Genomic DNA, 25532 nt, shown 5'->3' with positions numbered 1-25532 from the left:
TGTGTTAGAGTGAGAGTGGGAATTCATATATATGAAAGTGGAGGTCGTTAGAAACATGCTATTGGAAGTAATCGCGACTACATTGCAAGATGCTTTACGAGCTGAAGCTGGCGGAGCAAATCGGATTGAACTTGTTGCAAATTTGCAACTTGGAGGCTTGACACCCGAGATAGAGCTTGTTAAGCAAATCATATCTGCTGTGAATATCCCTGTGCACGTGATGATTCGTCCGCATGCTCGGTCCTTTCATATGTCTGAGGATGACATCGCAACGATGATCGATACGATCCAAGGTGCGGAGCAAGCAGGCGCGAGCACGCTTGTATTTGGCGTGTTGACACCGGAAAAGAAGATTGATCGCCACAATCTTGAAAATTTGTTAGCGGCTACTTCTTTACCTGTGACTTTTCACCGGGCCTTCGACGAAATAGAAGAACAAGCAGAAGCTTTGCCAATGCTGATGTCATATAAACAAATTCAATCCGTGCTCACATCGGGAGGATCCGCAAGTGTACTGCATGCTGTTGAGCAGATACGACTCCTTATGGCTCTTACCCGCGGCAGTCACTTAAATATCTTGCCAGGTGGTGGACTCACACTTGATAGTTTGAGTTCATTTGTCCAAGCTACAGGGGTGCATAATGTCCACCTTGGTACAGCTGTAAGAGAAAATGGAAGTGTGAGTGGGAGGGTTGAGGAAGAGAAGGTAAGAAAAGCGAGAACTATATTAGATGAGATCATTCAAGTAAACGCGGAGCGAGGTGGAGGTCACACATGAAAATTTTGATCCTTGGCGGCACCAAATTTCTAGGAAGAGCACTGACGGAAGCAGCACTCGCGAAAGGGCACGAAGTGACACTATTCCATCGTGGTCTTCACGATGCTGCTGCATTTCCTCAAGTCCATCACCTTCTAGGTGATCGGAATACCGACCTTGCTAAACTGCAGGATGGGGAGTGGGATGCGGTCATTGATACAAGTGGCTATGAGCCGGAGTCTGTGATGGCAGCAACTGAAATATTGAAAAGACGTGCAAAGCACTACACTTTCATATCTACCGTATCTGCGTACGCGGATTTGAAGCAGGCCCATTTAGATGAAGCGGCACCCGTATTACGGCTTGAAGAGGCAACAGATCCTGGACAGCGCTACGGGGCGCTCAAAGCGGAATGCGAACAGGTTGTCCAAGGAGCATTTCCTCTTGGAGCACTTATCATTCGACCAGGTCTCATCGTAGGGCCTTATGACGCCTCAGACCGATTCACCTACTGGCCTGCTCGTGTACAACGAGGCGGCGAGGTTTTAGTTCCGCTGCCCAAAGAGCGAAAGCTTCAATTCATAGACGTACGTGACCTAGCGGCGTGGACGATAGGTATGATTGAACAAGGCATAACGGGAACTATTCATGCGAGTGGAAATGAGTATTCCATGGAAGAGGTCATGGAAGCCTGCAGATCTAACGACAACGATGTAGAGTCGACGTTTACTTGGGTGACCGAAGAGTTCTTAGTTGAAAAAGGGGTGGGTCCATGGATGGAGCTGCCACTGTGGCTGCCAAGCGACAGTTTGATCGGCATGTTGCAGTTAAACAATGCAAAAGCGTTCCAATCGGGTTTAACGACGAGACCACTAATTGACACCGTGAAAGATACACGGGAATGGGATCAAGGTCGAGGCACTGATATAATTCGAGTAGCTGGATTAAAACCAGGGCGAGAGCAGGAGTTGCTGAAGGCTTGGCACGAGTGGAAGGTTGGTCAAAAATAATTTGAGATTTGTCCACTAGGCGGATGAATAGCTGCTGAAATTTGAATATAATGGAAGAGTATAACTCTGAGAAGATGAGGTGCTGTCCATGTACGATTCCACAGATATTCAAAGTAACAAGGGAATGGCGATTCTTGCGTACATTTTGTTTTTCATCCCGTTAATCGCGGCGAAGGAATCCAAGTTTGCGTGGTACCATGCCAATCAAGGACTTACTTTGTTTTTGGCATGGGTCATTGTGAATGTGGTTCTCGGCATTATCCCGTTCATTGGTTGGATTCTTCAGCCGATTGCTAACTTGGCTTTAGTGATTTTGGCTGTGCTGGGCATTGTTGCGGCAGCGCAAGGTCAAGTAAAACCTCTTCCTATTATCGGCAGCTATACACTTTTGAAGTAGAACGTACATAGTAGCAAGGGCTGACTACCGTAGATCTTATACGGTAGTCAGCCCTTTTTCGTTCTTTAAGCTTCCATTGAATTTACGATTTCAGCGATTCGTTGATTCACATTATCGGTGATTAAGCCGCCGTGATAGCATAGAACCTGTTCGATATCGAATTGCAAATATTTTCGCAATGATTGTAGGGCCAATGGATAATCAGCGCAATAAGCTGGTATTGGTCCTTGAAGTTCGCCTTCAGCGACAACCATGGAATCCGCGGCGATTAGTGTTTTACTTTTTTTATGATAAAGGCTCAAATGACCAGGTGTGTGGCCAGGCGTGAGGATTACAACAATTCCGCCACATCTGTCGAGTACCTGACCATCTTCCAAAATGGTGGTAACCGGTGCCTTCGGCGGGTTCTCAAGGTTACGTCGAAACGCGTCTCGCCACTCAGGAGTCGTGTCTGCAGGTAAATTCGCAACAGCCCGTTCAATGGACGCGGGGGTTACTTTAATTAACATTTTATCGCCTTGAATATAAGGTTTTTCTAGTTCAGAAGCAAATACTTCAAGGGGATGGGAGGAATCTTCGAGTAGAGCAGGTAAACCTCCGATATGATCGATATCCTGATGTGTAAGGATGACGGAATCCAAAGTCGATGCATCAACGCCTAAGTTTTTTATTGTTTTATGTAAGAGTGGAAGAGTACCAGGGTAGCCTGTATCTACAAGTACAGCTCCTTGCTCATCGAGGAATAAGGCGGGATAAATGACGTTGATTCGTCCCATGAGTGGAACGGATAAGTCAACGGAATAAAGTCCTTCTGAAATTTGCATGCGAAACCCTCCAATTTGGAATGATAAGTGTGAAAAGGCATGGAATTATCATAGCTTTCGGAGGTTGTTGTGTCAATTAAATATTTAATCATAACACATTATTCGATTAAAGTCAATATAAAATTAATTAGAAAACTAGCTCGTGTATTTTTGTCCAAATTTTGATCATCGTGTGAATAAAATATGAACAAAAACAGATTTTTGTGTTATACTAGTTTTAAAGCACTTACATTTAAGTCAGGAGTGGTGATGATAATGTCAAATAGAGCCGTGTCCGTAAATTCTGTTGAGCGTGTTGAACGTGATGTGATGCCGTTAGTGAAATTAATGACTTTTGCCGCGTGGGCGTTGCTTGCTATAGGTTTAGTACTTAGCTTAGTCAGTTTAGAAAGCTTCAGTGATCGCAATACAACTTTAATGGTGGGTATTGGGTTCATGGTCGGTAGTGTCCACATTTATGTGATTCGCACCGCTATTCATTTGGTACATTCTCGGAATGTTTCCAAGAGCGAATGAGAACGAGGGTTCGATGGAATACTATGCAAGCCTTTCAAGTTTAATACTTGGGAGGCTTTTTGCTGTTCATATTTTTCCAGCAGAGTCAACAAACGTTCTGTGACATTTGTTTTACATTACTACGTCGAACCGTTGACGTATTTGTTAAGTTGACTTTGTGATGGTGAACTTTGACGAACAAGATGATATGTTGATAACAGGCAGGATTTGTTGATTGGGAGGTTAAATGGATGAAGAAGAGAAAGCTTGTACAAGCAGGAATGCTCTTCATGATGGTCGCCATCATCTTAGTGCTTTCTGGCTGCAGCCAAGCTATGGTGTTGGATCCTAAAGGACCCGTTGGTGCAGAGCAGAGAGATTTAATTGTGATTGCAACTATTTTATGTGGGGTAATCCTTGTTCCGGTTCTTGTGCTTACGGGTTGGATTGTGTGGCGATATCGCGATAGCAAAAGCAATAAGGCATCGTATAAACCAAATTGGTCTCACAGTACCTCACTCGAAATCGTTTGGTGGGCTGTGCCGATCATCATCATTGTCACATTGGCTGTGGTTACGCTGAAGTACACATATGCTTTGGAACCGTCAAAGCCATTGAAGTCGGATAAAGAACCGATTACCATTCAAGTGACATCACTAGATTGGAAATGGTTGTTTACCTATCCAGAGCAAGGCATTGCTACTGTGAATTATTTGCAAATACCAGAGGATACACCAATTAAGTTCGAGCTCACTTCGGATGCGCCAATGAACTCATTTTGGATTCCACAATTAGGCGGGCAAATTTATACGATGTCAGGCATGGCGATGACGTTGTATTTGCAAGCGGATGAGATCGGCCATTATTTCGGAACGGGAGCGAATTTCAGTGGTGAACATTTCGCTGACATGACGTTTGACGTGAATGCTACTTCCCGAGAAGACTTTGATTCGTTTATTGCGAAAACCAAGAAAGTCCCTACGAAATTAACCAAAGAAGGCTACGATGAATTAGCATTGCCAGGCAAGTCTGGTGTGAGATATTTCTCAGAGGTCCCGGACGGACTTTTCGAACAAATCGTTACGAAATATACGAATGGTCAGCCTGTTCACAATGGTCACGGAGCTAGTCATGAAAGCAAAGATTCAAAGGATATAAAGAAAGAAAGCTCCATGGACCATTCGCAAATGGATCATAGTCAGATGAATATGTCGAAGTAGTAAGTGATAGATCAGAGTTTTATGAAAGGGAGATCTGCTCATGCTGGATAAAATTAAAGATTTTGCATCCGAGTTTTTCGTAACGGGCGATCCCATGATTCTGGGAGCCCAGGTTAGTATCGGGCTCTCGTTAGTAGCCATGGTATTCGTACTCACGTTCTTCCGAAAATGGGGTTGGCTTTGGCGGGAATGGTTGACAAGCGTCGATCATAAACGAATTGGGATTATGTATATTATCTGTTCGTTATTGATGTTATTCCGCGGTGGTGTAGATGCGCTTCTAATGAGGTTACAGCTAGCGATTCCGGATAGCCAGTTCCTACAGCCAGATCACTATAATCAAATTTTTACAACGCACGGTGTAATCATGATTTTGTTCATGGCGATGCCTCTCATGTTTGGTTTATTCAATATTGTTGTTCCTTTGCAAATCGGAGCTCGCGATGTCGCATACCCATTCTTGAACTCACTGAGTTTCTGGATGTTCTTCTGGGGCGCTATGTTATTCAATGTTTCATTCGTTATTGGTGGTTCACCAGATGCAGGTTGGCTCAGCTATCCGCCACTATCCGAATTGTCACATAGCCCAGGAGTTGGCCAGAACTTCTACATTTGGGGTATTCAAATTTCAGGTATCGGAAGTTTGGCAACAGGGATTAACTTCATTGTGACCATTTTGAAAATGCGTACACCTGGAATGAAGTTGATGAAAATGCCGATGTTTACGTGGTCCGTATTTTCAAGCTGTATTATGATTATCTTTGCTTTTCCAATCTTGACAGTTACACTAGCGTTATTATTCTTAGACCGCTTCTTTGGTGCCCATTTCTTTACCTTGGACGGCGGAGGCAATCCGATGATGTATATCAATTTAATTTGGATGTGGGGTCACCCTGAGGTTTATATCGTCGTGATACCAGCCTTCGGTATTTTCTCAGAGATCGTATCAACCTTCTCGAAGAAGAAGCTGTTCGGGTACAAATCGATGGTATTCGCGATGCTGATCATCAGCTTATTATCCTTCTTTACTTGGGCACATCACTTCTTCACGATGGGTTCCGGCGCGGATGTGAATGCTTTCTTCGCGATAAGTACAATGCTAATTGCCATTCCAACAGGGGCAAAAGTATTTAACTGGCTCTTCACGATGTTCCGAGGAAAAATTCGCTTCACGACTCCGATGCTATGGACAATCGCCTTTATTCCATGTTTCGTTGTTGGGGGGATGACAGGGGTCCTGTTATCTGTCGCTCCAGCTGATTTCCAATTCCATAATAGTTACTTCTTGATTGCCCATTTCCATCAAGTACTTATTGGTGGTGTAGCATTCGGATATTTCGCAGGTCTCTACTACTGGTGGCCGAAAATGTTCGGCTTTAAGCTGAATGAACATTTAGGCAAATGGGCGTTCTGGGTGTGGAACATTGGTTTCTATGTTTGTTTCATGCCGCAATACTTCCTAGGTTTAGACGGAATGACGCGTCGTACCTACACGTATAGCTGGGATATGGGCTGGGGCCCGCTTAACATGGTTTCAACCGTCGGCGGTTTCTTAATGGGTCTTGGTTTCATTTTCCAAGTGTGGCAAATTGCTCACTCCATTAAGTTCAGAGAACAAGATGTTACTGGCGATCCGTGGGATGCACGTACATTGGAATGGTCCATTCCTTCACCAGCACCACTCTACAACTTTGCAGTACTGCCTAAAGCAGAAGTCGCTGACGCTTGGTGGGAAGCGAAGCAAGGGACAGGCAAGAAACAACCTAGACCAACTACCTATGAACCCATTCATATGCCTAAAAACTCAGCAATTCCGTTTATTATATCGCTGTTATGGTTTTTTGCGGGCTTCGGATTCGTCTGGGATTGGATGTGGCTTACCATTCCATCTTTAATTGGTGTTGCCATCTGTATGATTGCTCGTTCCTTCAGCTATGATACGGATTACTATATTCCAGCGGATGAAGTGAAGAAGACGGAAGACGCCGCTTGGAAAGGAGTGAAGGTATAATGGCACACGTAGCTGCACATGGTGCACATGACCATGAACACGATCATGAACAAGAGCACGAATCGCTCAAAACGTTCGGTTTTTGGATATTTCTAATCACTGACGTTATTTTATTCGGCTCGTTATTTGCAACCTATATCGTCCTTCATCAAAATACGAATGGCGGACCAACACCGGAAGAGTTATTCAAGATGCCGGGAATTATTGCGGAAACCTTCATTTTGCTTACGAGCAGCTTTACTAGCGGTTTAGCTGTGCTGGGGATGCACAAAGGGAATCTGAAGCAATTAATCGGTTGGTTGATTGTGACCGTGATATTAGGAGCATCGTTCGTTGGACTAGAGCTCTCAGAATTCATTACCATGGTTAATCATGAGGGCGCAACAATCAGTACGAGTGCTTTCCTATCGGCCTTCTTTACATTAGTTGGCACACACGGTTTGCACGTTTCCGTTGGTCTACTTTGGATGATCGGTCTAATATTTCAATTGAAGCGCCGCGGGATCACAACAGTTACGAAACGTAAAGTAGAGATCATTTCCTTGTACTGGCATTTTTTGGATGTCGTTTGGATCTTCGTCTTTACAGTCGTCTATCTCATGGGGGTGATGTAAGTGAGCCAACCACATACAGAATCTCATAACAATCACGGGTCGCATGGATCATTGAAATCGTATATTATCGGTTTTGCGTTATCTATCATTCTGACCATCATTCCACTCGTTGTTGTCATGAACCATATGCTTGGGAAAACAGGTACATTGGTATTAATTTTAGTAATGGCCGTTCTGCAATTTGGTGTGCAGTTGTTCTTCTTCATGCATGTCAAAGAAGGTGAGAATGCACGGTGGAACATCATGGCGCTACTATTTGGTCTAGTGATTCTAGTAACCATCGTAGCCGGTTCCATCTGGATCATGACCTATAATACAGTCGTGCATTAAATAGTTAATAGCATGAATTAGATGACGTTCTTAGCCTTGTTTATAGAGGCTGAGGGCGTCTTTTTTTAATAGATGGCGTACGTCTATTGTTATGTCAGAAAAAGGGTTGTCTTTCCATTTCGCACATGATACATTATGTATCAGAGATACTTATTGTATCACTCAACATGTGTGACGAGCTAAATTTATGAACGGAGAGGAGCCAAATGATCCGACGAAACCAACGATTCCGTAACCAACTCGATGATCACCTCGTCCATTTGCACAAGAATTTGTTCATTAGTCATGCTGATCCACTTTACCATGAGAAGGTTATTCGTTATTTGGATGCGAATTCGCCTGAAGCCCATTTCAATCTGGGGCAGAAATTTCGTGAAAAAGGGAATTGGAAGAGAGCTAGGTTTCATTACAAGGAAGTGCTCAAAACCTATCCCTCGCCGTTCTATTCTGCTGCAAATCGTGCCATTCACATGCTGGATCAGCAGCAAGCCGCTCACGTTGCGAATCTAGAACAGACGCTGCCCGAGAAGCGAAAGCCTTTATTACCGCCATTTATGAAAATGTTGTTGCTTGTCCTTCTGATCCTCAATGTCCTTTTAGTTTTGTTTTTTGCTGGAGATCAGGCAATACCGCGGACGATTAGTAAAATGAAATTGTGGAGTGCAGGCACGCAAGTAACCTACGAATCTGTAGACAAGCCTTTTATTCTGTATCTCTCACCAGAGATGTCACATGCAGAAATCGAGAAGAAGCTCCATGCACAAGCCCTCGTTTTGGCAAAGGAAATACCGAAGTCAACAATTCTCCTCTATGGGATTATCACGGAGGATAATGTGGATAAAGGGAAAACGATGCTGTTGACCAATGAGGATGATATTAAGCGTGCGATGGTTATCGCAACGTATCAGCCAGAGGCAGATGCGTTGGTTCACATCCGATTTCTGAACGCTGAATTTGAAGAGCACCAACCGCTTAGCGCGATTGGTGCTAATTTAGTTCGAACCGCTTTGGCCTCCTATCGCGACAATGTGGGACAAGCGCCCACACGAATAGATGAACTCCTGCAAGACTATCCGCTAAATTACTTGAGCTTCATTCCGATTGAGACTCTTTCGGGTTCGAAGGAGATCAAATCAGCCTATAAAGGGGATGGGGGCTGGGTATTTAACCCCGAAGCGGCAGATATTGCGCATATGTTCTATGCAAATGTCGTTGGAGGTGATGAGGTCCCCTATGAACCTGTGCACCTCGAAGTCAATAAGCGGAATTATCAGTTGCAGCTCGTTAGCGGCTCATATTTGCTGTGGGACAAAGAAATTGGACTCGGTGCTAATGGCAGCACACCTGATGGCGTATATCGGGTCATAGAGCGAGTGCAGCAGCCAAAAGGAAAGACAAGTCAAAGCTATGGTGATGCAGGCTTAGGACTAGGATCTATCGCTTTACATGGCACATATGATGAGAGCTCGATCGGAGTAGCGAAGTCCTTAGGTTGTATTCGATTAACAAATGACGATATACAGCAACTATTCCCTTTCGTACCGAAAGGAACTGAGGTGCGTATACTTTCAAGTGAACATACACCTATTCGAGTTGGACAGGTGAGTCAAATGTCAAAGCTTATTCCAACGAGCCTGCCTCAGCACTCAGAATCCGCGGGAAATACCATCTTCCATTGGTTAGGCTAAAAAGCAGCTGAAGCTTACCGAGTGAATCTACTCGGAAGTCTCAACTGCTTTTTAAGTTTGCTGTCTATTCCTATAGTTAACTACATTAAGTTCTCTGGATTAAGCTTTTCGAGTTCTGGAATGACGAAACGGCCATCTTTACGAATGAGCACATCGTCGAAATAAATTTCGCCGCCGCCATACTCAGGACGTTGAATCAGAACCATGTCCCAGTGGACAGATGAACGATTAGTATTATCCGCGGTTTCATAGGCTTGACCTGGTGTGAAATGGATGCTGCCGTCAATTTTCTCATCAAATAAGATATCTTTCATTGGATGTTGAATGTAGGGGTTCACACCAATTGCGAATTCGCCGATATAGCGTGCGCCGTCATCCGTATCCAAAATCTCATTCAGTTTCATGGTATCGTTGCTTGTCGCATTAATGATTCGGCCATTTTCGAAGGTCAGGACAATGTTCTCAAAAGAAGTACCAGAGTAAATGGTCGGTGTATTGTAACTGATAGTACCATTTACGGAATCTTTCACAGGTGCTGTGTAAACTTCACCGTCTGGGATGTTTCGAAGTCCGGAGCAAGGAACAGCGCCGATGCCTTTGATCGAGAAGCTGAGGTCCGTACCTTTGGCGACCAAACGGACACGATCCGTACGCTTCATCAAATCAACGAGGGATTCCATCGCTTTTGCCATTTTACTGTAATCCAGGTTACAGACGTTAAAGTAGAAATCCTCGAAAGCCTCCGTGCTTTTACCAGCCAACTGCGCCATTGACGGATTTGGATAGCGCATAACGACCCATTTGGTATTGTTAATACGTTCATCAAAGATTGGACGTTGGAAGTACTTCAGGAACAGCTTCATTTGTTCATCAGGCACATCTGATGACTCCGTGATGTTATCTCCGCTGCGGACAGCCACATAGGCATCCATTTGTTTCATTCGAGCAAGCTCTATAGCTGACCACGTGCTGAATTGTTCTTGCGTTCCTTTCATTTGCAAGCTGCGCGTAATGGCAGGATCACGCAATTCAATGAATGGATTACCCCCGGCTGCATAAACCTCTTCAATTAAGCATTTCGCAAGTTCTGGATCTTTAACACCAATCATTTCAATCAATATGTTCTCACCGGGCTGTAGGCTCACGGAATATCGAATAATGTTTCGGGCAAAAGTTTGTAATCTTGGATCTCTCATTCTATAGGTCTCCCTTAATAAATAATACGTACCCTCAAATTATAACGTAACGCGATCTTGTAATCCAATCGGGGCAATGGTTTCATGGAGATGGAAGGGGTATACTAGGTATATGTGTAAGTAATTCCATCATACCAATGACACGCATGATCAACTAGAGGAGGAAGCTATGGCACGAGACCAAATAAAAGTACCCTATGGGTATGAACCCCCGGCAAATTCAGATAAGGGAACAGTCATGGTTTTCGAAACATTCGAAGATTGGACAGAGCACGAAATGAGCGCTTGTATCGCTTGGGCAGAAGAACGGAAATTCGTTCGTGTAATCTTCTATCCACAGCATGAGGAAACGCTTCGTAGAATGGATATCAGATCGGAAATGCCCTATTATGCCCGTCTGAAGCATCTTGAACAACTGTTGGAGGATGTAGATACGAATCTCCAAGTTGAAGTGGACAAATGGGAAGGGAAGCGTAAAAAATATACACCACTCGATACATCACTAAACTTTTTAACGGAGAAATCCGCAGGTCCTCACTTTATTTGTATGAGCGATCGTTATGCGAACCTCTTCGTTACATACCCATCTTTCAAAGAATGGATAAAAAAAGCTAGACTCGTCATATTTACGCAGTTCCGTGTTCCCCTTCATGGCAAGCTAAATGACTGTGCCGAGAGATGGGAAACGGTGGATTTCGGGAATGGCGCTTAAATTACTGCGATCTAATTATCAATTAACCACATTAATCATGGTCATCATCGTGGCGGGAATGAGCCAAGGGATGCTCCTGCCGTTGTTGACGATATTATTAGATCGTTCGGGTGTATCAACAGATACAAACGGTGTAAACGCGGCCGCCCTATATATTGGGATTTTCGCGACGATGTTTTTCATTGAGAAGCCTGTGCGTCGTTATGGCTATAAACCCGTCATTATGATCGGGATGAGTTTAATTATTATCGCGAATTGCCTTTTCCCGGTCTGGCAGCAGGTTGGCTTCTGGTTTGTACTACGGCTAATAGTGGGTATTGGCGATAGCGCCTTACATTTTGCCACACAACTCTGGATAGTTGCCTCCAGCCCGAAAGAGAAGAGAGGACGCAATATCTCCCTGTACGGAATGGCTTATGGGGTAGGGTTTAGTCTCGGCCCATTAGGCATAACGTTGCTTAAAGTGGGGATATGGGTGCCTTTTATGGTGACAAGTGCATTCTTTCTTCTAATCTTATTACTTCTAACGAGATTGAAAAATGAGAAACCAGAGCGAGCCGAACGTGCGGAAGCCGCGCATAAACGTGCTACATCAGTCATTTCATTCGCGTGGTTTCCGCTGATTACTTCCTTACTCTTTGGCTACATGGAAGCTGCGATGAATAGTAATTTTCCGCTCTATGGCCTTCGGATTGGCATCTCGGAGTCTACGATTGGACTTTTACTTCCCGTAACGGGGATCGGTGGACTCATCATGCAGCTTCCGCTCGGGATATGGAGTGATCGCATTGGTCGTAAGCCAATTCTCATGGGTACAGCCATTGTAGGGGCTTTGGCATTCAGTTGTGTGCCTTTCGTTGGGACAAACTTATGGGGACTTGGGCTTTGCTTAGGCGTAGCAGGCGGCATGGTAGGATCCTTCTTCTCGTTAGGGTTGGCCTATGCGGCAGATATTTTGCCGCGACATTTGCTGCCAACCGCCAATATCATTGCCTCCATTCAATATAGTGTAGGGAGTATCATTGGTCCTTTAGTAGGCGGCATAGCTCTTCACTATTTGAGTGTGTTCAGTATTTTCTACTTTCTTGGCCTTGTGTACTTGTTGTTTGGCCTCTCAGGGTTCATTTTCAAAGCTCGTACGGCATGAAAAAAAGCCGCTTTCCCTAGATAAAGGAAGGTGGCTTCTTGCTGTTTCTAATGCTAGCCGATTTCGTAATTTGCAGCTTGATCCGTCATATATCGTTCTGTCAAAATGGTAAGCAGCGAGATACCGATTTGATTTTCTCCGCCTTCAGGAATAATGATGTCTGCATACTTCTTGGACGGTTCGATAAATGCATCATGCATAGGTTTAACTGTCGTTAAGTATTGGTCGAAAACGGATTGTAAGGAACGACCGCGCTCATTAATATCGCGAGATAGACGACGTAAGATGCGTACATCAGGGTCTGTATCCACGAACACTTTAATATTTAACGCGCCGCGCAGGTCCTCATCTGTTAGAACGTGAATGCCTTCAAGCAGCACAATCGGTTTTACATTAATACGGATCGTTTCTTGTGAGCGAGCATGTTGAGAAAAATCGTAGACGGGAATATCGACGGGCTGCCCGCTTTTCAACATATTCAAATGCTGAAGGAGCAATTCATTTTCAAAAGCACGAGGATGATCATAATTAATGCGTTCCCGCTCTTCAAAGGTCAGTCCGCTATGATGAAGATAATAATTATCTTGTGAAATTAAAGTCACGTTCGTGGATCCGAGTTTCGTAATAATCGATTTTGCTACTGTAGTTTTACCTGAACCGGTACCTCCGGCAATTCCAATCACGAGCATGTAAGTAGTGCCTCCCCAAATAACTTGAAAACCTTCTTACGTAGTTTAACATAATGTATGCCTAAAAAGAAAAAGTGATCGAATATCGATCACTTTTGGGAGGCAAAGCGGTTACCGAACCTGCTTTGGCGTATGAAACTTTTCTTGATTAGCTTCAATATCCTGAGCAGCTTGGTTTAACTGTTCGAACGTTTGCTTGATTTGCTGTCCAAACTGTTCGTTAGCAAATTCAGCTAATTGTCTTTGGGCTTGCGTAACCTGTTGATCTGCTTGAACAAGTGCCGCTTGAGCAGATTGAATCGCATGGGGATTAGCTTCTGTTATGGCGACTTGCAGCTTATGCTGGGCGTCTTGCGCCTGAAGAATGGCATGATCAGCGGCGTCAATGGCGTGCTGAACCGGTTGTTGATGCTGATTGGTTCCTGTCATGGGGGGAAACCTCCTTAGGGTTCGTAAAGACAAGGGAGTAGCTATGAAAAGCGACTTTACTACATTGCACCAAAATTGGGGAAATAATTCGGATTCGGGAAATGAAATTATTTCCTGGGTAAGCGCAAAATGTGAGTGTTATCATCTGGATTCGACATTAATTGTCAGACAATTTTGAATAAATCAATTATTCGCGCGATATGGGGGATTCTTACACATGTTACCAAAATAAAAGTGGACAAATTAACTGATTATTCTTAAGCTAGAGAGGATAGTTTTTTGGGCATGTATAGAGATATAAAAACATCTTCATGGGGGATGAAAATGAATAAATTTAAGGGTTTGTATTTGTTAGCAGCATTAACAATCGTAATTTCTGGTTGTGGGAAAGCCAAAACGACAACGTCCACCACACCTACGTTTACACCTACTTTAGAAGTCGCTTACGTTGTTAAAGATGATACTGTCACCTTAGATCTGACAACGGATCTGAAGTTATCGAAGGAACATTATGATCAACAACGTGTAGAAGGTGAAGGTCATGTTCATATATCGTTAGACAAGGGTGAGAAGATCGTAGTCACAACGAAGCAAAAGGTATTGGATCATTTAAGTAAAGGTTCGCATGAAGTGAAGATCTCCTTACATAATAACGACCACACGCCTTACGATGTTAGCAAAACAGTTACGTTCGATGTGAAGTAGGTGTGTTGATGTCTTTTCGTCAAAAGAAATTAAGTTTACAGAAACGTATTGTTTTCCTCATAACAGCGGTCACAGCCGGCATGATCTCGACGATGATGGTGTTTGATACGATCAGCTTGAATCAATCGATCCGTGAAGCATATGTAAGTCAAATCAGCGGTATGACGATTGCAATCAACGGTCGTTATGAAGAATCGAGATCGATCTCCGATATCCAGCAGATTTTCGATTACATACAATATAAGAATAATCGCGTTCTGGATATGAAGCTGTATGACAAACAAGGAAAAATCTTAGCCTCCTCGAATCGACAAGAGGTAGGAACGATTCTGAATGCCGCGAAAATCGTGATTCCTAAGCAAGATAAGACAATTGTAGATCGTATCCCAATTGCCGAGAGTGATAGGCCGATCGTTCGATTAACGGCACCACTGCAAGAAGATGGTTCTGTTGTCGGGGCAGTAGAGGTTATTTTCGACTCATCGGAAGAGGAAATGCTGCTCAAACAAAGAACGAAACTGATTCTGTTCGTTGGACTTAGTATTGCAATTATATTATCGATTTTATTATGGCTTATTCTGCGAGTCATTGTTATCCGGCCATTAAGCCGGTTGCGTGAAGCGGCAGTCATTGTGAAGCAAGGTGGAGAACTGCCTAAATTGCAATTCAAAGCTTCACCCGAAATTGCCGAGGTTTCTGAGGCTTTTAATGATATGGTCAGCAATTTGGATGAACGGTATCAGGAGCTGCAGCAGGCTTTGAATACCTTGCAAGTTACACAAGATCAGCTCGTACATTCGGAGAAAATGGGGGCACTAGGGAATTTAGTTGCAGGCGTGTCGCATGAAATTAACACCCCAATTGGTATTGGTGTAACGGCTATTAGTTACTTGGATCAGAAGGCGAAAGAGTTTCAAGCCTTGTATGAAGCGGGGAAAATGAAGAAATCTGATTTGGAGCAATTTCTATCCATTTCCCATGAGAGCATAGTGATGGTCCAATCTAACTTGGAACGAGCTTCTTCTTTAGTAAAAAGCTTCAAGCAAATTTCAGTGGATCAAAGTGTAGAGATGAAGCGAACCTTCCTATTCAAAGAATATGTGGAGGGGATTATCGCAAGTTTGAAGCCTGCACTTAAGAAAACACGTATACAACTAGACGTTTACTGCGATGATCAACTGCAGTTGTATACGTACCCAGGTGCATTATCTCAAATCATTACGAATTTAGTTATGAATTCTCTGAATCATGCTTACGATACTGATGACGATGAAGGATGTTTATGTATCCGAGTAATAGACTATCCCGATCATGTCATGCTGGCCTATTCCGATGATGGGAAAGGGATGTCAGAAGAGGTGTTGGATCATATTTTTGATCCATTCTTCACAACAAGCCGCGGTCAAGGCGGGACAGGCCTAGGGATGAATATCGTGTATAACCTTGTGAAAGAATCGTTAAATGGTACAATTCAATGTTCAAGCGTACGAGGACAGGGCAGTTTATTTGCAATTACAATCCCCAAAGAGGAGGAAGCTGAGATATGACTAATGAAGTGGAGTCTGTCGATCAGGATGAGCTTCTTTTTGCTGCTGAGGAAGACAGCGTTGCAGCAAATCTAAGGACTGTGGAACAAGACCCGTGGATCGTACTTATTGTCGATGATGAGAAACAAATACACCAAGTAACGAAAATGGTGTTACAGGATCTCGAATTTGCCGGCAGAAAACTGGCGTTTCATAGTGCCTATTCTGCTTTGGAAGCGAAACAACTATTGAAAGAACAACCGCAAACGGCTCTTGTTTTATTAGATGTTGTTATGGAATACGAAGACGCAGGTTTGCAAATTGTTAAATACATTCGTGAAGAACTGAATAATCAAGCTGTACGTATTATTTTGCGAACTGGACAGCCAGGACAGGCGCCTGAGCGCACGGTTATCATGGATTATGATATTAATGATTATAAAGAAAAGACGGAGTTAACCTCACAGAAATTGTTTACTACGGTTGTTACGGCATTGCGCTCCTTCCGTGATATCAAAACAATTGAGAAAAGTAGAATTGGTTTGGAAGAAATTATTAAGTCATCGGCGACTTTGTTTGAATTACAGTCCATGAAGAAATTTGCGTCAGGCGTACTGACCCAAATGACCTCCATCGTTAATTTACATAAGAATGCGATACATTGTAGTTTTGCGGTGACGAAGGGGATCGAGGACATCTACATTCTTGCAGCTAGCGGTGATTATGCGGCGAATCAAGATGCAAGAGCACGGGATGTGGTTCCTACTGATGTTCTTGAGGAAATTGAATTGGCTTTCCATACGCGTAGAAGCAGCTTTGGCGCGGATCGTTTCATCATCTATTTCCAAAGTAAGATGGGGATGGAGAACGTGATTTATATGAACGGGTTTAATGCGCTGAGCGAATGGGAGCATTACCTCGTGGATATTTATTGCGCGAACGTTTCGGTTGCTTTTGAGAATATTTATTTGAACAACGAGCTTGAGAGTACGCAACAGGAAATCATTTATACTATGGGCGAGATCACGGAAACGCGTTCGCAGGAAACCGGTCATCACGTTAAACGAGTGGCTGAGTATTCACGACTGTTAGCTCTGAAGTATGGCTTATCTGAGCAGGAAGCTGAAACGATTCGATTAGCAACACCGATGCATGATGTAGGAAAAGTTGGGATTCCAGATGCCATACTTAATAAACCGGGTTCCTTAACTACGGAAGAATTCGAAATTATGAAAACTCATTCTAATTTAGGCTATGAAATGCTCAAGCATTCGAATAAAAAGGTATTGCACGCCGCGGCGATTATTGCTCATCAGCATCATGAACGATTCGACGGTACAGGTTATCCACAAGGGCTAAGTGGGGAAAACATTCACTTATATGGCCGAATAACAGCCTTAGCAGACGTATTTGATGCACTGTGCAGCGATCGGGTATATAAGAAAGCATGGGAATTAGATCGTGTTCTGGATTTATTGAAATCTGAAAGTGGTAAGCATTTTGACCCTGTCATTGTTGATTTGTTTCTAAGCAACCTCGACGAGTTTCTAGTCATCAAGGAATTGTATAAAGAAAATCGTTAATTACCTTAAGGATTTCTGCCTTCTGGCATAAGATCCGGATCACCTTCTCATACTACGGTTGTTTCAAGCCTTGTCACCCCTTGTTCTATGGAGCAAGGGTTTTTGGCAAATTCATAAACATGTACAGGATTTAAGGTTCGAAAAGTTGACGTACACGTTAAATTTCGGCAAAAATACGGTTGAACTGTGATTTCCCCTAATTTGTCTTAGAAAGAAGGATGAAATCTTCGTCATTGTCTCATTTTCGAAGAAAGAAGCCCGTTTCTTTTAATTTACAATTCCTGTATGCTAGAAAGGGGCTTGAGACAGACAGAAAGAAGGTGTCACCATGGAAGGAATTGGACTCGTACTGGAAGGCGGAGGTATGCGAGGGGTATACACCGCGGGAGTCTTGGAATACTTTATGGAGCAGGATTTATATTTCCCCTATGTGGTGGGTGTTTCAGCAGGAGCGTGCAATGCCGTTTCTTATATTTCTAAACAACCTGGACGGAATAAGAAAGTGACGATTGACTATGTTGCGGATCATCGTTATTTAAGCTATCGAAATTTATTGCGCAGTAAAAGCATATTTGGCATGGATTTTATTTTTAATGAGCTGCCGAACAGGCTTGTGCCATTTGACTATGACACGTTCTATGCCTCTTCACAGCAATTTGCAATAGGTACAACAGATGCACATACAGGGGAGCCGATTTATTTCACGAAACATCAGCTTCAACAGCAAACGATGCCCATCGTACAAGCTTCGAGCTCGTTGCCATTTGTAGCTACGCCGATCCTTTTTGAAGGGAGAACCTTATTTGATGGCGGCTTGGTCGATCCGATTCCCGTTCAGAAATCGGTTGCTGACGGCAATAAAAAGCATATTATTGTATTAACGAAGGAGCTTGGTTACCGTAAACGGCCGTTCAAGCAACGTTGGTTGGCGAAGAGCTTTTATCCGAAATATAATGGACTGGTAAATGTGCTTGTGAATCGCAGCGAAATTTATAATAACACCTTAGAAACGATTGAACGAATGGAAGCGGATGGAAGTGCGATCATTATCCGACCTTCAACCAAAGTTGAAGTTGGACGAATGGAGAAGGATCCGCGGAAGCTCGAGAAATTGCATGAGCTTGGCTATGAAGATGCGAAGAGGCTTGGAGCGCAATTGAAAGATTGGTTACTACACTAGGGGGTTGTAAGTAGTGAGCGAAGGAAAACAGAAAGTTAAGCCATTTTTGATGTTTGAGGGTCGTGCTGAGGAAGCTATGAATTTCTATACCTCGCTATTCGATCAATCTGAGATCGTCAGTATTGAGCGCTATGGTCCTGAAGGACCTGGACCTGAAGGAAGTGTTGTGAAAGCGACCTTCTCTATTCACGGGCAACAAATTATGTGTAGTGACAGTCCGGTTAAGCACGCCTTTACCTTTACACCTTCGATATCCTTGTTTGTGACTTGCGATACGGTCGAGGAGATTAATCGTGTATTTGAAACGCTGTCGCAAGACGGCAAAGTCTATATGGGCTTAGCTACTTACCCTTTTAGTGAAAGATTCGGTTGGGTAGGGGATCGCTTCGGCGTAACTTGGCAGTTGAGCCTTGAGAAATAGTATATCTTTACTTGTATAGCATTTGTTTGCATTTTGTCGAAACATGCGGTATGGTAGAGACTAACCAAATAAGAACCCACGGGAGCTTGAGAAGTCAGGCTGAGATTGTGACCGTCATTGTCACTAACCGTTTATCTGATCTGGGTAATGCCAGCGTAGAGATCTCATATAAATGCACATCCAACGATTTATTTCGTTTGGACATCTCATTTTCTACACATGGCGCTCCCGGATAACGGGGGCTTTTTCTTATGGTTATATAGAGATAAGAGGAGAGGGAAACCAAGTATGAAATGGAACAAAATTGCACCACTTGTTTTAGTCAGCTTTACCGTCTTAATGGCAGGCTGCGGTAATGATTCAGCGAAGTCAGTTCAACCGACAGAAGGAGCGAAAAAGCTAACTGACGTAAAAGTCGTCCTAGACTGGACGCCGAATACGAACCACACGGGGCTGTATGTCGCGAAGGATCAAGGTTTTTTTGAGCAAGAGGGCTTAAATGTGCAAATCATTGCCCCTGGCGAAGGTGGAGCGGATACGATGATCGCTTCTGGCGCAGCCGAGTTTGGTGTGAGCTATCAAGAAAGCATTACGCAAGGCCGTATTCAAGGAGTGCCGTTAGTCTCTATTGCTGCAGTTATTCAACATAATACATCTGGTTTTGCTTCACCTGTCGCGAAAAATATCAAAACGCCGAAGGATTTCGAGAACAAATCATATGGCGGTTGGGGTGCTCCTTCAGAAAGTGCCATGATTGAATCATTGATGCAATCGGAGAAGGCTGATGCGACGAAAGTGAAAATGGTCAATATCGGCGATGCGGATTATTTTACAGCGGTCAAACGAGATATTGATTTCGCATGGATTTACTATGCTTGGACGGGTGTAGATGCGGAATTGCGTGGTGAGCCGCTAAACATGATTTATTTGAACAAATATTCGGATAAACTGGATTATTACACACCGGTATTGGCGACAAATGAGAAGATGATCTCTTCGAAGCCGGAAATCGTTAAAGCGTTCGTTGCTGCTGCTTCCAAAGGATATCAATTCGCTATTTCGAAACCGGAAGATGCGGCGAATATTTTGATTAAAGCAGTCCCGGATCTGGATCCTAAGCTAGTCGTTGCTAGTCAAAAATGGTTAAGCCCACGCTATCAGGACGATGCTGCTCGTTGGGGTGAGCAAAAGAAATCCGTGTGGGAGAACTATGCCACGTGGATGTTGGATCACAAGCTCTTAGAGAAAAAGCTGGATGTGGATGCTGCCTTCACGAATACGTTTTTACCAGGAAGCACGAAATAATTCCTAATCCGAAAAGAGGAGAATTCCAATTATGGCTAATGCACTTGTTAGTATTCAAATTATCCCGAAAACGGTGAATGGTGAAGACGTCATTCCTTACGTAGATCGTGCAATCGAAGTGATTGCAAAGTCAGGAGTTAAATATTTCGTATCACCGCTTGAAACGACGATGGAGGGCGAGTTGGATCAACTCCTTCTCATTATTCAAGATATGAATACGGCGATGATTGACATGGGTAGCCCGAACGTCATTTCTCAGGTGAAAATTTACTTCAATCCGTCGGGCGCCTCGATGGACAAGTTAACGGAGAAGTATAGATAATGAACATCCATCGCTGGATCAAAGCAGGATGGCCGCCACTTGTGGTAGTCATCCTTCTGTTATTTATTTGGCAGCTTGCTGTCACATGGGGAGGAACCGCAGATTGGCTGCTTCCGAGCCCGCTGAAAATATGGCGAGACGGTACGACAGATATGCCGCGCGTGTGGATGCATATGTGGGCTACCGTTCGTTTGATGTGCATTGGTTTTAGTGTGGGAGCCATCGGTGGTGTTCTAGTTGCCAGCGTGTTACATAGGCTTCCTTTCGTTAAAGCAGGTTTCTATCCGCTGCTCATTTTATCTCAAAATATCCCTGTCATCGCTCTGGGTCCGCTGTTAATTATTTTATTTGGCTTTGGCCTTTTACCTAAACTTATACTGATTTCACTTGTTTGTTTCTTCCCTGTGACGATGTCAACGCTAGATGGCTTTATGCAGACAGATCGCAGCATGTACAACTACATGCAAATGATTGGTGCATCGAAACGCCAAATTTTCTATAAATTAGAGCTGCCACACGCACTGCCGTTTCTGTTCACGGGACTCAAAATATCAGCTACTTATAGTGTAATGGGAGCTGTTATTGCCGAATGGTTAGGCGGAAATGTGGGGCTTGGCTATTATATGATCCTACAAAAATCAGCCTTCCGTGCGGATCGGGAATTTGTGGCAATTGGGATCATCGTGATTCTGAGTTTGCTCTTTTTCTGGCTAATCGCAGGGCTTGAGAAGCTCATCATTCGTTGGAACGTCAAACGTTCTTCGTAAGAGAGGAGGAGCTGTGAATATGAGTAAATTAAAGCTTACTGGGATTCACCATGTGTTCCCAAATAAAAAGGGGCATGTTTCCGTACTCGCCGATATTCATCTTCATGTTGAGCAAGGTGAATTCGTTTCCATCATTGGACCCTCTGGCAGCGGTAAGAGTACCTTATTCCATATCATTGGTGGGCTCGTGCAGCCGACGTCTGGCGAAGTTTGGCTAGATGGCGAGAAGGTGACGGGTAAAAAAGGACTTATTTCATACATGCCTCAGCAACCGGCGTTGTTTCCATGGCTCTCCATTGAGGAAAATGTTGCACTTGGGCAGGAAGTGGCAGGGGAGTCGCGCACTTCGGCGATCGCCAAAGCCAGAGAATGGCTGCCCAAAGTTGGTTTAGGCGGCTATGAACGGGAACTACCACATGTACTATCAGGCGGGATGCAGCAGCGAGTTTCTTTTCTGCGAGCCTTGTTAAGCCCCCAAGAGCTTATGTGCTTAGATGAGCCTTTCGGCTCCTTGGATGCGTTAACACGGCTGGATATGCAGGCGTGGCTCCTTAACATTTGGGAACAAAATAAACGATCTATTTTGTTCGTCACTCATAGTATCGAGGAAGCAATCTTTCTGTCTGATCGTATCTATGTGCTTTCCAATAAGCCTGCAAGTATCTTGGAAGAGTTAAAGGTGCCATTTGCAAGACCACGTCAGGAAGCTATCATGCAGGAAACGGCGTTTATAGCACTAAGACAGCGTATTCAAGGACTGCTGCGACAGGAGAAAACAAATGATGTCAGCCATTGATGCGCATATTCATCTCGATATGTACGACGAAGAGTCGGCGAAGGCAATTATTGCAGAGCTGGAAGATTCACAGGTGCAGGCTTTGATCGCGGTATCCAGACATCTGGATTCCTGCAAAGCAACGAAGCAATTGAAGTCACTTGCTCCAGATCACATCTTTGCCGCTTACGGGTTTCATCCAGAGCAAGAGCTGCCCACGGAAACGCAGTTGGAGGCATTAATCGGTTGGATGAGTGAGCACGTAAGTGACATGATCGCAGTGGGTGAAATTGGACTTCCTTATTACACACGACACGAAGTCGAAGAGGCTGGCAAGCCGTTTGACGTAGCACCTTATATTCAACTACTTCAGCGCTTCTTATGGCAGGCGGCCCAGTGGGACAAGCCTGTTGTACTTCATGCAGTGTATGAGGATGCAGAGATTGTATGTGATCTACTAGCGAAGTACGGGCTCAAGAGGGCGCATTTCCATTGGTTTAAAGGATCTGTCGAAACCGTAGAGCGTATGATAGGCGCTGGTTATTATATATCTATAACGCCAGATGTTCTCTATGAAGAAGAAATACGAACTCTTGTTCGAAGCTTTCCTTTGGAACTCATGATGGTCGAGACAGATGGTCCTTGGCCATTTGAAGGGCCGTTCGCGGGCAATGAAACTCATCCTCGTATGATTCACGCCGTCATTGAACAAATCGCTGAGCTAAAGGGGAAAACCGTGCAAGATACGGCAGCTATTTTACTCCAAAATACCTATCGCTTTTATCAGTTGTCATGAGACCTGGAATAAATCCAACTGGACAAGTGTTCGTATTGGATCTATAATGAAATAGAACACATGTTCGATATTTGGATGAGGTGAAAGAATAACATGACAAACCGATGCGGTTGGGTTAACGAAGACCCTTTATATCAAGATTACCATGACCATGAGTGGGGAGTTCCCGTGCATGATGATCGCGTCTTGTTTGAGATGCTGAATTTGGAAGGCGCTCAAGCTGGTTTAAGTTGGTATACGATTTTGAAGAAGCGAGATAACTATCGGGAAGCATTCGATGGCTTTGATCCGCACGTGATCGTGAATTATGATGAGCCGAAGCTGCAGGATTTACTCCAAAATCCCGGCATCGTGCGCAATCGTTTGAAAATAGCTTCCGTTGTTCAGAATGCGAAGGCCTTTCTGAAGGTTCAACAAGAGTTCGGCACGTTTGATTCGTACATTTGGAGTTTCGTAGGTGGCGAAACCATTAAGAATAACTGGGAAGACAGTCGTCAGTTGCCTGCCAAAACGGACATTTCAGATCGTATGAGTAAAGACTTAAAGAAGCGCGGTTTCAAGTTCGTCGGTTCGACGATTTGTTATGCTTACATGCAGGCAGTGGGCATGGTCAATGATCATAGCCAAGCTTGCTTCCGTTATCACAAGGAATAACTTGAAGTAAAACTTAAGGCCATCTGAAGGACGAATTGTCCGAATCAGATGGCCTTATTGTGCTTCAATTGGCATGTTGGAGTTGTTTCTCTATTAAATTGGCTTTGATCATATAAATCCGTTTGCGAATGTAGAAATCATAAACAGCACCTGTAAGTTCCTTAGGTTTAATACGGTTGTTCGTGTCGTTATCTATGATTGTCACCGATCCGTCATCATAAAACTTAAACGTGTAATCGGCATAGTAGGTGTGTGCTTCGTCCAACATGTCCTCGATCTGTGCAGGTAAAAGATGGTCAGTGTCACACAATGCCTTCTGATACCAATAATCTCTCTCGATAAAACGGAAATTGTGACTGGGGTTCATCATGTTAACAACCTCCTCATCTAGTTAGAACATTTGTTCTTGTTTTTATTATAACAAACATGTGTTCGTAATGGAAGAGGAATCTATGAAAAAAGGAAATATTTTCATAGAATTAACATAAAAAAGCCACCAATCTCTAAGATTGATGGCTTTGGCTGTTAACGATGTGTTCTGTAATGGAAAGTCCGTGTAAACGGCCGGTTTCAATGAAGATCTCGTTCGCATCATATTTGGAAGAAGCGACCACACCTGCAACATATAAGCCGGGAATGTTCGTTTCCATGGTCTCGGGGTTGACCAATGGTGCGTTCGTTACTTCATGAAACTGAACGCCAATATCCGTAAGCAGGAACCGATCTGGCCGAAAGCCCGTTAAGGCAAGTACAAAGTCATTCTCCAGAGTGACGTGTTCGCTTCCTTTTCGCACATGAACAGCATGTTCGTCTATGCGTTCTACCTGAGCGTCAAACCACATTCGGATGCGTCCTTTATTCACCATGCTTTCAAATAAGGGACGGACCCATGGTTTAATATTGGCGGAGAAATCTTTCCCTCGATAGACGACAGTCACATCAGCACCAACGCGGAGCAAATCCATGGCAGCATCCACGGCTGAATTGTTACCGCCGATGATCGCAACCTTCGCTCCGGCATAAGGATGTGCTTCTTTGTAGTAATGCGTTGTTTTGGGAAGTTCTTCGCCAGGAATACCCAGCATGTTCGGATGATCGAAATAACCAGTAGCGACAACGACTTTAAGCGTATCATAAGTCGCTTTATTGCCAAATTGATCGGACGTGTGTACCTTGAAGCCAGTTTCAACTTGCTCAATCCGAACAGCTTCTTCATAAGATCGAATGCGCAGTTGCTCACGGCGAGCGACTTCACGATAGTAAACCAGCGCCTCTTGGCGATAAGGTTTGTCATGCGGGGTCGTAAAGGAGTAGCCGCCGATCTCTAACAATTCCGGTGTACTGAAAAACTGCAAATACGTAGGGTATAAATAAATGGCATTCACAATACAGCTTTTCTCTATGAGTAATGGCGACAGACCAGCGCGCCTTAAGGCAACAGCTGCCGATAATCCACAAGGACCGGCACCAATAACAATGACTTGTTCCACGTAGCAACCTCCTCCAATACATACTTCTTAGTCTATAGTAGCGCAGGAGGTAAGAGATGCCAAGTTCGAATACCCTTGAAAATAAGTCGAATTAACGAAAATAGAGCAGCCACCGGCTCCAGGAAGGAACGGTATGACTGCTCTAAAAGAATGAAGCCGACTATTTCTGGTTTAGCTGATTTTCTTCATTTTCTTCACTAATATCGTCTTTGGCAAGATTGATGGAAGATGTGCTTGGCGCGTTTTCCAACGTATCATTTACAAAAGCCATATCTTGATTTTCCGCATTCGTATTCGTAGTACCTGTATAGTTGCCATCATGTTTCTTATTTTCGACCATAGGAGCACTTCCTTTTCTTCTGATTTACAGTACTCGGTTAATGTGTTCAAAAGAGGAGGATTATATTCCCTTTTTTTTAGGTATCGTGAGAGGGTAGTGAGAGTCCATATAGTTCCTTTCGGCAAAATCCGCTATAATAAGCGAAGATG

Annotated in this window: 29 protein-coding genes; 22 read left to right on the top strand and 7 right to left on the bottom strand. The window is 43.8% G+C overall.

The features are described 5' to 3' along the window. Positions 1 to 55 precede the first annotated feature (55 nt). The 3 genes from L6I86_RS04070 (at position 56) to L6I86_RS04060 (ending at position 2164) form a co-directional block, all read left to right on the top strand. Positions 56 to 778 (top strand): copper homeostasis protein CutC, encoded by a 723-nt coding sequence (locus tag L6I86_RS04070; RefSeq protein WP_236284842.1) that lies wholly within the window; start codon positions 56 to 58, stop codon positions 776 to 778. Next, on the top strand, positions 775 to 1767 hold the full coding sequence (locus L6I86_RS04065) for an NAD-dependent epimerase/dehydratase family protein (RefSeq protein ID WP_236284840.1): 993 nt from the start codon (positions 775 to 777) through the stop codon (positions 1765 to 1767). Before L6I86_RS04070 ends, L6I86_RS04065 begins: the two co-directional genes overlap by 4 nt. Before the next feature lie 88 nt (positions 1768 to 1855). After that, positions 1856 to 2164, top strand: a complete 309-nt coding sequence (locus L6I86_RS04060; protein WP_056621150.1) for a DUF4870 domain-containing protein — start codon at positions 1856 to 1858, stop codon at positions 2162 to 2164. Positions 2165 to 2229: 65 nt separating this feature from the next. On the opposite strand, the gene L6I86_RS04055 is transcribed toward L6I86_RS04060, so the two are convergent. Next, positions 2230 to 2988 carry an MBL fold metallo-hydrolase gene (locus tag L6I86_RS04055; protein ID WP_236284838.1) on the bottom strand — a complete coding sequence of 253 codons (759 nt, stop codon included), beginning with the start codon at positions 2986 to 2988 and terminating at the stop codon, positions 2230 to 2232. A 255-nt stretch (positions 2989 to 3243) separates the two neighbouring features. Here L6I86_RS04055 and L6I86_RS04050 point away from each other — a divergent pair, with 255 nt between their 5' ends. From L6I86_RS04050 to L6I86_RS04025, 6 genes are all read left to right on the top strand, one after another. Then, positions 3244 to 3504, top strand: coding sequence for a hypothetical protein (locus tag L6I86_RS04050; RefSeq protein ID WP_056621159.1), 261 nt, complete (start codon positions 3244 to 3246; stop codon positions 3502 to 3504). 230 nt (positions 3505 to 3734) lie between these two features. After that, positions 3735 to 4703, top strand: coding sequence for a ubiquinol oxidase subunit II (cyoA, locus tag L6I86_RS04045; RefSeq protein WP_236284836.1), 969 nt, complete (start codon positions 3735 to 3737; stop codon positions 4701 to 4703). Between the two features lie 40 nt (positions 4704 to 4743). Next, positions 4744 to 6714 carry a cbb3-type cytochrome c oxidase subunit I gene (locus L6I86_RS04040; RefSeq protein ID WP_236284834.1) on the top strand — a complete coding sequence of 657 codons (1971 nt, stop codon included), beginning with the start codon at positions 4744 to 4746 and terminating at the stop codon, positions 6712 to 6714. Continuing rightward, a complete protein-coding gene (cyoC, locus tag L6I86_RS04035; protein ID WP_236284831.1) occupies positions 6714 to 7328 on the top strand; it encodes a cytochrome o ubiquinol oxidase subunit III in 615 nt (204 codons plus the stop codon). The genes L6I86_RS04040 and cyoC overlap by 1 nt, the downstream gene beginning before the upstream one ends. Further along, positions 7329 to 7658, top strand: coding sequence for a cytochrome o ubiquinol oxidase subunit IV (gene cyoD, locus L6I86_RS04030; protein WP_236284829.1), 330 nt, complete (start codon positions 7329 to 7331; stop codon positions 7656 to 7658). 206 nt (positions 7659 to 7864) lie between these two features. Then, positions 7865 to 9346, top strand: coding sequence for a L,D-transpeptidase family protein (locus L6I86_RS04025; protein WP_236284827.1), 1482 nt, complete (start codon positions 7865 to 7867; stop codon positions 9344 to 9346). An 80-nt stretch (positions 9347 to 9426) separates the two neighbouring features. Here L6I86_RS04025 and L6I86_RS04020 read toward each other — a convergent pair whose 3' ends face one another. Further along, positions 9427 to 10542 (bottom strand): aminopeptidase, encoded by a 1116-nt coding sequence (locus tag L6I86_RS04020; protein WP_236284825.1) that lies wholly within the window; start codon positions 10540 to 10542, stop codon positions 9427 to 9429. A 169-nt stretch (positions 10543 to 10711) separates the two neighbouring features. Here L6I86_RS04020 and L6I86_RS04015 point away from each other — a divergent pair, with 169 nt between their 5' ends. Both L6I86_RS04015 and L6I86_RS04010 read left to right on the top strand, forming a co-directional pair. Further along, the gene (locus L6I86_RS04015) at positions 10712 to 11254 is read left to right on the top strand and encodes a hypothetical protein (RefSeq protein WP_236284823.1); all 543 of its coding nucleotides are present in this window, start codon (positions 10712 to 10714) and stop codon (positions 11252 to 11254) included. Beyond that, positions 11244 to 12401 (top strand): MFS transporter, encoded by a 1158-nt coding sequence (locus L6I86_RS04010; RefSeq protein ID WP_236284820.1) that lies wholly within the window; start codon positions 11244 to 11246, stop codon positions 12399 to 12401. The genes L6I86_RS04015 and L6I86_RS04010 overlap by 11 nt, the downstream gene beginning before the upstream one ends. 53 nt (positions 12402 to 12454) lie before the next feature. On the opposite strand, the gene udk is transcribed toward L6I86_RS04010, so the two are convergent. Next, on the bottom strand, positions 12455 to 13090 hold the full coding sequence (gene udk, locus L6I86_RS04005) for a uridine kinase (protein WP_236284819.1): 636 nt from the start codon (positions 13088 to 13090) through the stop codon (positions 12455 to 12457). Positions 13091 to 13201: 111 nt separating this feature from the next. After that, the gene (locus L6I86_RS04000) at positions 13202 to 13519 is read right to left on the bottom strand and encodes a hypothetical protein (protein WP_236284818.1); all 318 of its coding nucleotides are present in this window, start codon (positions 13517 to 13519) and stop codon (positions 13202 to 13204) included. Positions 13520 to 13843: 324 nt separating this feature from the next. Between L6I86_RS04000 and L6I86_RS03995 the strand changes: the two genes are divergently transcribed. The 11 genes from L6I86_RS03995 (at position 13844) to L6I86_RS03945 (ending at position 23553) form a co-directional block, all read left to right on the top strand. Next, a complete protein-coding gene (locus L6I86_RS03995) occupies positions 13844 to 14224 on the top strand; it encodes a hypothetical protein (RefSeq protein ID WP_236284816.1) in 381 nt (126 codons plus the stop codon). 8 nt (positions 14225 to 14232) lie between these two features. Next, complete coding sequence (locus L6I86_RS03990; protein WP_236284814.1) at positions 14233 to 15771, top strand: sensor histidine kinase; 1539 nt, start codon at positions 14233 to 14235, stop codon at positions 15769 to 15771. Beyond that, positions 15768 to 17333 carry a DUF3369 domain-containing protein gene (locus L6I86_RS03985; protein ID WP_236284813.1) on the top strand — a complete coding sequence of 522 codons (1566 nt, stop codon included), beginning with the start codon at positions 15768 to 15770 and terminating at the stop codon, positions 17331 to 17333. The genes L6I86_RS03990 and L6I86_RS03985 overlap by 4 nt, the downstream gene beginning before the upstream one ends. A gap of 328 nt (positions 17334 to 17661) precedes the next feature. Beyond that, on the top strand, positions 17662 to 18513 hold the full coding sequence (locus L6I86_RS03980; RefSeq protein ID WP_236284812.1) for a patatin-like phospholipase family protein: 852 nt from the start codon (positions 17662 to 17664) through the stop codon (positions 18511 to 18513). Positions 18514 to 18526: 13 nt separating this feature from the next. Next, positions 18527 to 18934 carry a VOC family protein gene (locus tag L6I86_RS03975; protein ID WP_276574799.1) on the top strand — a complete coding sequence of 136 codons (408 nt, stop codon included), beginning with the start codon at positions 18527 to 18529 and terminating at the stop codon, positions 18932 to 18934. A gap of 288 nt (positions 18935 to 19222) precedes the next feature. Beyond that, entirely contained in the window at positions 19223 to 20239 is a 1017-nt protein-coding gene (locus tag L6I86_RS03970; RefSeq protein ID WP_056621185.1) for an ABC transporter substrate-binding protein, read from the top strand. Positions 20240 to 20270: 31 nt separating this feature from the next. Then, positions 20271 to 20561 (top strand): thiamine-binding protein, encoded by a 291-nt coding sequence (locus L6I86_RS03965; RefSeq protein WP_056621187.1) that lies wholly within the window; start codon positions 20271 to 20273, stop codon positions 20559 to 20561. Beyond that, complete coding sequence (locus L6I86_RS03960) at positions 20561 to 21328, top strand: ABC transporter permease (protein WP_056621189.1); 768 nt, start codon at positions 20561 to 20563, stop codon at positions 21326 to 21328. Before L6I86_RS03965 ends, L6I86_RS03960 begins: the two co-directional genes overlap by 1 nt. Before the next feature lie 19 nt (positions 21329 to 21347). Continuing rightward, a complete protein-coding gene (locus L6I86_RS03955; protein ID WP_236284810.1) occupies positions 21348 to 22124 on the top strand; it encodes an ABC transporter ATP-binding protein in 777 nt (258 codons plus the stop codon). Then, entirely contained in the window at positions 22111 to 22899 is a 789-nt protein-coding gene (locus L6I86_RS03950) for a TatD family hydrolase (protein WP_338113353.1), read from the top strand. Before L6I86_RS03955 ends, L6I86_RS03950 begins: the two co-directional genes overlap by 14 nt. Before the next feature lie 93 nt (positions 22900 to 22992). After that, positions 22993 to 23553, top strand: a complete 561-nt coding sequence (locus L6I86_RS03945) for a DNA-3-methyladenine glycosylase I (protein ID WP_236284807.1) — start codon at positions 22993 to 22995, stop codon at positions 23551 to 23553. Between the two features lie 64 nt (positions 23554 to 23617). Here the strand turns inward: L6I86_RS03945 and L6I86_RS03940 are convergent, their stop codons facing one another. From L6I86_RS03940 to L6I86_RS03930, 3 genes are all read right to left on the bottom strand, one after another. Then, complete coding sequence (locus L6I86_RS03940; RefSeq protein WP_236284805.1) at positions 23618 to 23923, bottom strand: hypothetical protein; 306 nt, start codon at positions 23921 to 23923, stop codon at positions 23618 to 23620. A 133-nt stretch (positions 23924 to 24056) separates the two neighbouring features. Next, positions 24057 to 25043, bottom strand: coding sequence for a YpdA family putative bacillithiol disulfide reductase (locus L6I86_RS03935; RefSeq protein ID WP_236284804.1), 987 nt, complete (start codon positions 25041 to 25043; stop codon positions 24057 to 24059). Positions 25044 to 25203: 160 nt separating this feature from the next. Further along, complete coding sequence (locus L6I86_RS03930) at positions 25204 to 25383, bottom strand: hypothetical protein (RefSeq protein ID WP_236284802.1); 180 nt, start codon at positions 25381 to 25383, stop codon at positions 25204 to 25206. Between the last annotated feature and the right edge of the window lie 149 nt (positions 25384 to 25532).

It is taken from the genome of Paenibacillus allorhizoplanae (assembly GCF_927798215.1).
GTDB classification, from domain to species: domain Bacteria; phylum Bacillota; class Bacilli; order Paenibacillales; family NBRC-103111; genus Paenibacillus_E; species Paenibacillus_E allorhizoplanae.
The sequence above is the reverse complement of the archived record's forward strand: the minus strand, read 5'-3'. Positions and strand labels throughout refer to the sequence as shown.